Below are 8,744 nucleotides of genomic sequence, written 5' to 3' on the forward strand. Positions count from 1 at the left end.
CCGGGCATCGCTGTGCTCGACTTCCCTGTATCGCTACCTGGCAGACGCACTCGCGCTGGCCTGCCATTCAGACAACTGACGACGGGGATGCCTACTCCGGACGGACGACTCATCACTGTCGAAAGTCAGAGGAGAACTCACCTCCCAGGCAGTCTCTACAAGCAGATGGTGCAACACCTGTGCGGGCGCTGATGCCGAAGTACCGTGCAGGTGCACCTCGGTGAATGCCTCGGCGAGGCATCTTCCAGGATGCAGACGCCGACCGTAGAAGGCGTAACCGCTCAACGCGCTACGCCACTCGCGGTAGGAATCGAGTGCCGTGCGCACACCATCCCGGTTCCCGATCGACGGCAAGAAGTGCGCCAACAGCGCACTCTGCGCCCGGCGGCGGGCTCGGAAACAACCTGCCACATCAAGGGCTCGGGCCAACTCTCGAACAATTGTCGAATACACCGGCCGTTCTTCGGATCCGGAGACGAATTCTCGGGACTCGACAGCCAGACGAACCCGACGCGCCAGGCCGAGCGGATCGCGCGCGACCGCGCTGGCCAGCGCAATTCGCGCCGTGTATGGGTGCGGGCCGTCCGGTGCGGGCGTCCAATTCCACGTCGCGGTAGATACCTCGTCCGCCCGCAGTTCGCAGATCGCCACCCCGCGGAGATCGATTGCCGGGTACCTGGGCAGCACGTCGTCGAGCGCGGTGGCGAACTCGACAACGACGTCGTCATCGATATCCGGGTCGTCGAACCCTGAAACCTCGATTCCGTAACGCTCGATCACAGACCGGGTGATCGCTGGTCTGTCCCTATCCGGCTTCGGCCGTGGCGCCATAGCCGGACTCGCCGAGTCACGCTTGGTGTTGCCGGATCCGCGCGGCGGCGGATCGGCGTCTCCAGCTGGCACGCTCGGTCGCTGCTGCGGAGATACGGGTCCGGGCCCGCGAGGCATCGCCGGTGACACGGTCGCTCCGGAGCCTACAGGTGCGGCAGTCGCTGTCGTTCGTGCACTGGACCGATCGTGTCCTGCGGTAATCTGGCCCCGACGCTGCGAAATCGGCTGCTGTGATTGCGGGACACGGTCCTGCGACTGCGGCTGACCAGTCGATGACTTCAGCTGAGGGGGCGACGGCGATTCAGCGGGTGGCGACGGCGTCCGAGGGGGTGGCGAGGGCGGCTGTCGGGCCGACGGCGGTAGGGCGACTTGCTCAGTCGGCATTGGCTGGCCGGCTGATGCGGTTGGGGAAGGAAGGAAAGCTGGCTGCGCGGCAGCAACAGCCTTCGCAGCATGATCGCCAGCGGGCGGTGTCGGCGCCACGACGCCGGGAGCGGCGGGAGTCGTGGTGGCCCCTGCCGAGCTCGAGAGCGAGCCGGCGAATGGTATAGCGTCCATCGAATTCTCGACTCCGCGCACGGAGTCACCCAGACTATAGTCCTGGACGGCAATGTTTTTCGCGAATCCAGCCAAGTTTTCGCCATGCATTTGAACGTTCTGCACCGTGATGTGCAATCCGTCGAGCAACTGGTCAAGAGCAGGCAGATACGTCTCGGCGAAAGTACGGCCGGGTTTGTCATCGCCCCATGGCGCGCCCAGCGTGCCGAGGCCGACTTTCAGCTGCTGTAGCCACCCCATCGCTTCGTCTGCCAGCACCGCATATTCTCTGGCCAGCCGCGCCAACTCGGCGAGGTCGACAACCAGCCGATCCGCCATGAGCTCACCCCCTGGTGACGGCTCGCGCCGTCGATCTCTCAATGCAGAACGACGGTGCAGGCGCTAGCGGCCGACGACGTCCCGCGCAAGAGGCAATCGCAGAGGTACGCGACGGTGCCGTCGAAGCTTGGAACGGACCGGCCGACGGCCGATCGCGCACCTCCTCGAGATCTACTGCGATCGGCTGGTGACAGCGTGGGAGTGGCGATTTCGCGATATCTGCGATACCCGTCGGGCGACGGCAGCACACAGTGATTACCACGAGCCAAGTCTTTCATGCCTGACGATCAAGCGGTATGGGGGAAAAACCTACTTGCCGAGAAGTGACCTGCGGTCAAACCGAGCTCTACCGATTATCCGGATCAGCGATGTGGTAGGGATTTCGTCGCTGGCGGTAGTCAGGGAGTCCGACTGGATCGACTAGCGTCGATCACCGCTACTGGACACTCACCATCGAGATCAAGACCTCCGGTGCCGCCGGTACTGAATTTACCGAGCACTGGCACGGTGGGCCGATCCGGTAACACGTTCGCGGTAACGGCTGCGCGGGGGTCGACGTCGCAGTATGAGGGACGATGCGGGGGATTCACGCAGCGCCCGCACCACCATCGGCTCGGCTCGTCACGTCCACGTCCACGACCAACCTCGGCGGGTCGATCCACTCAACGCGACCTCTGCGGGTCCGTCTCGGCCAGGACACATTTCGTGCTAAATCCCACTCAGCGCTTGACCAATTCGGGGCTCGTGGTCTCGACTTCTTCCACAGCGGCGGCCCGACTCGGCAACAGCACTGCCATGACGATCACGATCACCGCCAGTCCGGCCGAGACCCCGAAAGCCAGGCGCATTCCGTCGAGGTGGGCGGTGATGATGTCGGCGCCCTCGGCGACCAGCGTGCTGCTGCGGGCCGACATCACCGTCACCACCAAGGCGGTACCGAACGCCGCCGCGACCTGCTGCAGGGTGCCGAGCATGGAGCTACCGTGCGAGTACAACTGCCGCGCGAGCGCGCCGAGACCGAGCGTGAAGACCGGGGTGAAGGCCGCGGCCAGCGACACCATCAGCAGGATGTGCAGACCCAGCAGTTGCCAGTACGGCATGGTCATCGAGATCTGGGTGAACCCGGCCAGCGCGGCGGTGATCCCGACCGACCCCGGAATCACCAGCAAGCGCCCGCCGAACCGGTCGAACAAGCGACCGACCGTCGGTCCGAGCAGACCCATCGCCAACCCGCCCGGCATCACCAGCAAACCGGTCTGCAAGGGACTCAGACCACGTAGGTTCTGCAGATACAACGGCAGCAGGATCATCGACCCGAGCATCGCCAGGAACGCGACCGACATCAGGACCAGCGCCTTGGTGTAGGTGCCGGACAGCAGCACCCGCAGATCGAGCAACGGAGTGCCGGTGCGCTGCAACCGCACCTGCCGGAACACGAACGCGGCGATGAGGGCCGAGCCCGCGGCGACGATCACCGCCGGGCCGGTGAGGTTGCCGCTCTCGAACCGGCTGAGCCCGAACACCAGACCACCGAACCCGAGCGCGGCCAGTACCACGCTGACCGAGTCGATTCCCCCGGCCTGCGGTTCGCCCACGTTCTCCAGTCGGCGCATACCCAGCCAGGCGACCACTCCGGTGATCGGCAGCACCAGCACGAAAAGCCAACGCCACGAGCCGATCTGCAGCACGGCTCCGGAAATTACCGGCCCCATCGCGGGTGCCACCGATATAGCCAGGGTGACATTGCCCATCACCCGGCCGCGGTCTTGTTCGGGCACCACCGTCATCAGCGTGGTCATCAGCAGCGGCATCATCACCGCGGTGCCGCCGGCCTGGATGATCCGTCCGAGGAGCAGCACCGCGAACGACGGCGCGACCGCCGACAGCGCGGTACCGGCCAGGAAGACCGCCATCGCCACGGCATACGCCTGCCGTGTCGACACCCGCTGCAGGAACCAACCGGTGGTCGGGATCACCGCAGCCATCGTCAGCATGAACGCGGTCGAAACCCATTGCGCCGCCCGCTCGGTGACCGCGAGGTCGGCCATCAGCCGCGGAATCGCGTTGATCATGATGGTCTCGTTCAGGATCACCACGAACGTCGCGAGGACCAGGACCCGGATGACGGTCGGTGTCCGCCCTCCTAACGCGGGGACGGATGGTTCGGCGGACATCGGATACCTCCGGGGCATGGGTGCTGGCAGGAATATGTGGCCCGTCGCCGAGTCATCGGATCGATTCCCGGCGCCACAGGGGTGGAGACGGAATCGGCCGCTCGAACTCATCGGGCGCGCGTCAGTATTGCGGTCCGCACCGACAGAAATCATGTGATTTTCTAGCCGATCCACCCGCACTCTTCGCGAAAAATACTGTTCAGCTGCCGTTCTCACGAGCTGCCGGTACCTATTCGTGAGCCTGATCACCCACCTTGTCGCGGCGTCCGGCGCCTCGGCGCGACCACTGCCGTCAATACCCGACCGGGTAGCCGCCGCGCCTACGTCGGCATCAGCCCCGGGACGTCACGCGGACCATCGGTTTCATGGCGAACCTGCCGTTCCGAGCGAGGCCCCGGCAGGCGGCTGTCCTGCCCTGCCGCCAGACCATGACCGTGACGACCCAGGTCATCGGGCGTCGAACGCCGTCCTCGAATCCAGGATTCCGGCGGCGTTGTCCTCCGCCCATCCGGCCAGCGCACGGACGACCTCGAGCAGACTGACCCCGCGCGAGGTCAGCCTGTAGTCGACCCGCGGGGGTTTGGTGTCGTGCACGGTTCGCGTCACCAGGCCGTCCCGCTCCAGCCCCCGCAGTGTCGCGCTGAGCATGCGTTGGGTTATCGGCTCGCTCATCCGGCGCAACTCGTTGAACCGTCGGGTGGTGTCGCCCAACTGGCAGATGACCACCACCGACCATTTGTCACCGATCCGTTCGAGCACATCGCGGATCAGGTCGCGGCCCTGCTCGCACAATTCGACCTCGGTGTCGTCCGCCGCCCTGATCGGATGCGCCATGGTTCGCAGTATACGAGCGATACCAGGTTCGCCTGGGATGGTTCTCCCGGCGATACCTGCGCACCTCGAAGTGCTCTCTTGCCGCCTCCGTCGCAAGGATGCAAGGTACGAAAGGCGTAGTTGGTATCCATACGGAACCACCCGGGAACTGCGATCAAGCGAGCGGCCGAAGCCGACAACCGCCACGAACGGCTCGTGCTCACCACCTGACACCCGACAAGGAGAAGATCGTGTCCACACGTTTCGCAGAGAGGGTCATCCTGATCACCGGCGCCACCTCCGGCATGGGCCGCGCCCTCGCCGAACGAGTCGCCGCCGAGGGCGCGAAGGTCGTCCTGGCGGCCCGCGGCAAGGAGGCTGGCGATGCTGCGGTAGCCGACCTCCGCGCCGCCGGTCGAGAGGCCACCTTCGTGCGGGTGGATGTGACGGTGGAGGCCGAGCAGGCGGAGTTGGTCCGGCAGGCGATGAGCCGGTACGGCCGGATCGACGGCGTATTCAACAACGTCGGCGCCGCCACCGCGATCGGCCCGGTGACCGACGTGGACGGCGACGCCTGGCACGCCGACCTGACACTCAACCTCAGCAGCGTCTTCTTCGGCCTCAAGCATCAAATTCCCGCCCTGCGGGCGAACGGCGGCGGCGCGATCGTAAACAACGCGTCCGTCCTCGGTGTCACCGGACAAGCAGGCATGGCTTCCTACGGCGCCGCAAAACACGGCGTGGTCGGACTCACCCGGTCGGCGGCGCTCGACACCGCCGCGGCAGGCATACGGATCAACGCTCTGGTCACCGGTGGCGTCGACACTCCCCTACTGCGGGGCAACTTGGGCGCGACACCGGAAGAATCGCTGCGCGCGGCCGGGGCGCTGCACCCGGTCGGGCGAATCGGCCGGCCGGATGAGATCGCTGCGTTCGTAGCGTTTTTGCTGAGCGACGAAGCAAGGTTCATCACAGGAGCCGCGCTCGCGATCGACGGCGGGATGACCGCTGGATGACGTTGAGTAGCAACGGGGCCGACGTAAAGTACGGTGCGGCCTATGGCCGACAGGTGACGGGAAGCCCCCAGACCAGCGCGGTCAGCATCCGGTCCAGGCCGGCTCGCACGCAAACGGGCCCGACATGTGCGTCAAGACAAGCGTTCCAGCCACTCACCGAGCATGCCCCGTTCGGCCTCGGTCAACGGCGGCTGCCAATCGCCGCCTCCCGAAAGGACCGCGGCCAGAGACACGGCATGCCGCGCCGCTTCGGCCGACCTGGACGACACCGGGGGTGCGCCATCCTCCAGCGCCCCCGCTGAGGGCATTGTGACGGCAGCCAAGATCGTCTCCCGGCACAAGTCCGAGATCGACATGTCTCTGCGGTCCGGCGGAACAGACATCAGCGTCAGCGTGACACCACAACCCGCGGAATGAATCAACACCGCGGCGCCCTCGACATCACGGGTCAGCCGACCGGCCTCCGCAACACGCTGCACAAGGCCTCGCAAGATAACGGCCGCCTCGTCAGCCGCCGGGTTCGGTTGCCCCGGAGCGTGACGACCGTAGATCTGGGCGTACACGTAGGGGTGACTCAGCCCGAACCCCACGTGCAGATCCCATCCCGCCCTGAGGTCGTCGACCGGATCGTCACACTGTTCACGATTCGTCTTCGCTGCTACGTACTCGGCGAATCCCTTGGCGGCGGCCCGCGCGATCAGTACATCCATGTCCCCGAAAAGGCGGTAGATCGACATGGCCTGGACCCCAGCGGCGGCACTCACCGCGCGACTGGTCACCGCCTGCGGCCCGCCTTCATCCAACAGCCGCAGCGCAGCAGCCTCGATGGCGTGCCGTTGGGCATCGCGCCGCCGGTCGCGCTCCCCCGCGGCGCCCTCTTCCCGCTCCGACCCGGCGGTGGAGTTTCCGGAGGCCCGCCCGGACTTACCGGGCCCAGATCCACCATTCATGTGATCGATGCTATCAGTTGCACGTTATCGACGTAGTGTTACCGTTGTATTCGGTAGATAGTTACCGATGACAACACAGGAGTTCGACGTGACAAAGAGCATCGCCAGCCAGCCTCGAGTAGCCATCGTCACCGGCGGGTCGCGTGGCATCGGTGCCGAAGTCGCCCAGCGACTTGCCGCCGACGGAATGGCCGTCGCCATCGCGTACGCCGGCGACAAGGAGGCGGCCGGGGAGGTCGTCGCCCGGATTGCCGGCGGTGGCGGGTCGGCATTCGCCATGCGCGCCGACGTCGCGGACGAGAATCAGATGACCGCCCTGTTCGATGCGACCGCGGCCCGGTTCGGCGGGATCGACGTCGTGGTCAACGCCGCTGGCAGCATGACGCTCGCACCGCTCGCCGACTTCGACCTCGCGGTGCTCGACCGGATGCACCGCACCAACATTCGCGGAACCTTCGTGGTGAACCAGCTCGCGGCCCGCACCGTGCGTCCGGGTGGCGCCATCATCAACTTCTCCACCTCCGTGAAGAAATTGGCATTGCCCGGCTACACCGCCTACGCCGCCTCCAAGGGTGCCGTGGACGCCATCAGCCTGATTCTGGCCAAGGAACTCCGCGGCCGCGATATCACCGTGAACGCCGTCGCGCCCGGACCCACCGCGACCTCACTGTTCCTCGACGGCAAGGACCAGGAAACCATCGACCGCATGTCGACAATGAACCCGCTCGAGCGCCTCGGAACACCGGGCGACATCGCCGAGGTCGTCGCCTTCCTCGCCGGCCCCGCGCGGTGGATCAACGGACAGGTCATCTACGCCAACGGCGGCGCGATCTGACCTCGACGTCACACCAACCGGCCGCCGAAATCCATCCCCGCGTCTTCCACCACTCGACCGAACCGAAGGAGTCCCACGCGATGTCCACCATCCTGATCACCGGAGCAGGCACGGGAATGGGACGCCTGGCCGCACGCACACTCGCCGCCGGCGGACACCACGTCGTCGCCTCGATGCGCGATCCCGACGGACGCAACCAGGACAAGGCCGCCGACCTGCGCGACTTCGGCCGCGCCAACGGCTACCACCTCGACGTCGTCGAACTCGATATCCTCAGCGAGGAGTCGGCTCGCGCCGCCGTCGCCGAGATCGTCCGATCCTCCGGTCGGCTCGACGTTGTCGTACACAATGCGGCCCACCTGCTGTACGGAATCACCGAAGCCTTCACTCCCGAGCAGATCCTCGCCGCCTTCGACACGAACACTGTCGGTCCGTTGCGGGTCAACCGGGCGGCGCTACCGGTAATGCGCAAGCAAGGCTCCGGTCTCCTGCTCTGGGTCGGCAGCGGTACGAGTTTCGTCGTACCCCCTTTCCTTGCTCCCTACACTGCGGCAAAGGCCGCGATGGATTCGTTCGCCGAGTCGATCTCGGTGGAAGTCGCCCGCTTCGGAATCGAGACCTCGATAGTCATGCCCGGCCCGTTCACCCAGGGCACCGCTCATTTCCCCAACGCAGGCATGGCCGACGACCACCAGGTCACGGCGGACTATCAGGAGCTGTACGGGGAGACGATCGCACGGAATCAGGAAGCAACCGAGTCGCTGTTCGCACCCGGTGTGGTGCAAAACGTCCAAGCAGTCGCCGACGAAATCGCGCGGATCGTCGACTTGCCCCACGGCCGACGTCCCTACCGCTCCACGGTCGACTTCTCCGACTTCGGAGACATCCCGGTCGCCGCGGTTGCCGAAGTCCAGCGTGTGCGTCTGCTCACCCGCATGGGAATCGAGGACACCCTTGCACCGGCGCAAACCACGGCGCGGGAGTCGAATTCATGAAATGAGAACGCCCGCGACTACAGGCAGCTACAGCGAATTCAGAGCCGATGACACCACTACTTCGACGTGCCGAAGACAGACGCATACCAGTAACTGGTCGGCTTGCGAAACCATTGGCCGATCCGGTGGAGAGCGGCACGAAGGAGCGGTCACGGCTGTCTAGTGTGTCGCGCCTGAAATCAGGCAAGTAAGTTGATATTTTGTTTGTGTGTCGCATCGTGGACCTTCTGCTGTTGAGATCACGCTGTCCGATG

At 65.6% G+C, this 8,744-nt stretch carries 8 protein-coding genes; 4 read left to right on the forward strand and 4 right to left on the reverse strand.

What is annotated here, in order from left to right:
* Nucleotides 1–33 precede the first annotated feature (33 nt).
* Complete coding sequence (locus AB0B25_RS26355) at nt 34–780, reverse strand: hypothetical protein (protein WP_357184653.1); 747 nt, start codon at nt 778–780, stop codon at nt 34–36.
* Nucleotides 781–1,473: 693 nt separating this feature from the next.
* On the opposite strand from AB0B25_RS26355, the gene AB0B25_RS26360 reads away from it, so the two are divergent.
* Nucleotides 1,474–1,620, forward strand: coding sequence for a hypothetical protein (locus tag AB0B25_RS26360; RefSeq protein ID WP_357184656.1), 147 nt, complete (start codon nt 1,474–1,476; stop codon nt 1,618–1,620).
* Between the two features lie 806 nt (nt 1,621–2,426).
* Here the strand turns inward: AB0B25_RS26360 and AB0B25_RS26365 are convergent.
* Together AB0B25_RS26365 and AB0B25_RS26370 are read right to left on the reverse strand one after the other, a co-directional pair.
* Entirely contained in the window at nt 2,427–3,881 is a 1,455-nt protein-coding gene (locus AB0B25_RS26365) for an MDR family MFS transporter (protein ID WP_357184659.1), read from the reverse strand.
* A 447-nt stretch (nt 3,882–4,328) separates the two neighbouring features.
* Complete coding sequence (locus AB0B25_RS26370) at nt 4,329–4,715, reverse strand: helix-turn-helix domain-containing protein (RefSeq protein ID WP_357184662.1); 387 nt, start codon at nt 4,713–4,715, stop codon at nt 4,329–4,331.
* A gap of 230 nt (nt 4,716–4,945) precedes the next feature.
* Here AB0B25_RS26370 and AB0B25_RS26375 point away from each other — a divergent pair, with 230 nt between their 5' ends.
* Entirely contained in the window at nt 4,946–5,710 is a 765-nt protein-coding gene (locus tag AB0B25_RS26375) for a glucose 1-dehydrogenase (protein ID WP_357184665.1), read from the forward strand.
* Nucleotides 5,711–5,841: 131 nt separating this feature from the next.
* Here AB0B25_RS26375 and AB0B25_RS26380 read toward each other — a convergent pair whose 3' ends face one another.
* Nucleotides 5,842–6,660, reverse strand: coding sequence for a TetR/AcrR family transcriptional regulator (locus tag AB0B25_RS26380; protein ID WP_357184668.1), 819 nt, complete (start codon nt 6,658–6,660; stop codon nt 5,842–5,844).
* A 67-nt stretch (nt 6,661–6,727) separates the two neighbouring features.
* Between AB0B25_RS26380 and AB0B25_RS26385 the strand changes: the two genes are divergently transcribed.
* Nucleotides 6,728–7,495: an SDR family oxidoreductase gene (locus AB0B25_RS26385; RefSeq protein ID WP_357184671.1), complete on the forward strand. Its 768-nt coding sequence runs from the start codon at nt 6,728–6,730 to the stop codon at nt 7,493–7,495.
* An 80-nt stretch (nt 7,496–7,575) separates the two neighbouring features.
* The gene (locus AB0B25_RS26390) at nt 7,576–8,490 is read left to right on the forward strand and encodes an SDR family oxidoreductase (protein WP_357184674.1); all 915 of its coding nucleotides are present in this window, start codon (nt 7,576–7,578) and stop codon (nt 8,488–8,490) included.
* The last annotated feature ends 254 nt before the right edge of the window (nt 8,491–8,744 follow it).

Source organism: Nocardia sp. NPDC049190 (genome assembly GCF_040648115.1).
In the GTDB taxonomy this organism is placed as follows: domain Bacteria; phylum Actinomycetota; class Actinomycetes; order Mycobacteriales; family Mycobacteriaceae; genus Nocardia.

What these genes read in the sequence shown, in the direction of transcription:
- AB0B25_RS26360 (WP_357184656.1), top strand. Translation starts at nt 1,474, where the DNA reads ATGCATTTGAACGTTCTGCACCGTGATGTGCAATCCGTCGAGCAACTG.
- AB0B25_RS26365 (WP_357184659.1), bottom strand. Translation starts at nt 3,881, where the DNA reads ATGTCCGCCGAACCATCCGTCCCCGCGTTAGGAGGGCGGACACCGACC.
- AB0B25_RS26370 (WP_357184662.1), bottom strand. Translation starts at nt 4,715, where the DNA reads ATGGCGCATCCGATCAGGGCGGCGGACGACACCGAGGTCGAATTGTGC.
- AB0B25_RS26380 (WP_357184668.1), bottom strand. Translation starts at nt 6,660, where the DNA reads ATGAATGGTGGATCTGGGCCCGGTAAGTCCGGGCGGGCCTCCGGAAAC.
- AB0B25_RS26385 (WP_357184671.1), top strand. Translation starts at nt 6,728, where the DNA reads ATGACAACACAGGAGTTCGACGTGACAAAGAGCATCGCCAGCCAGCCT.
- AB0B25_RS26390 (WP_357184674.1), top strand. Translation starts at nt 7,576, where the DNA reads ATGTCCACCATCCTGATCACCGGAGCAGGCACGGGAATGGGACGCCTG.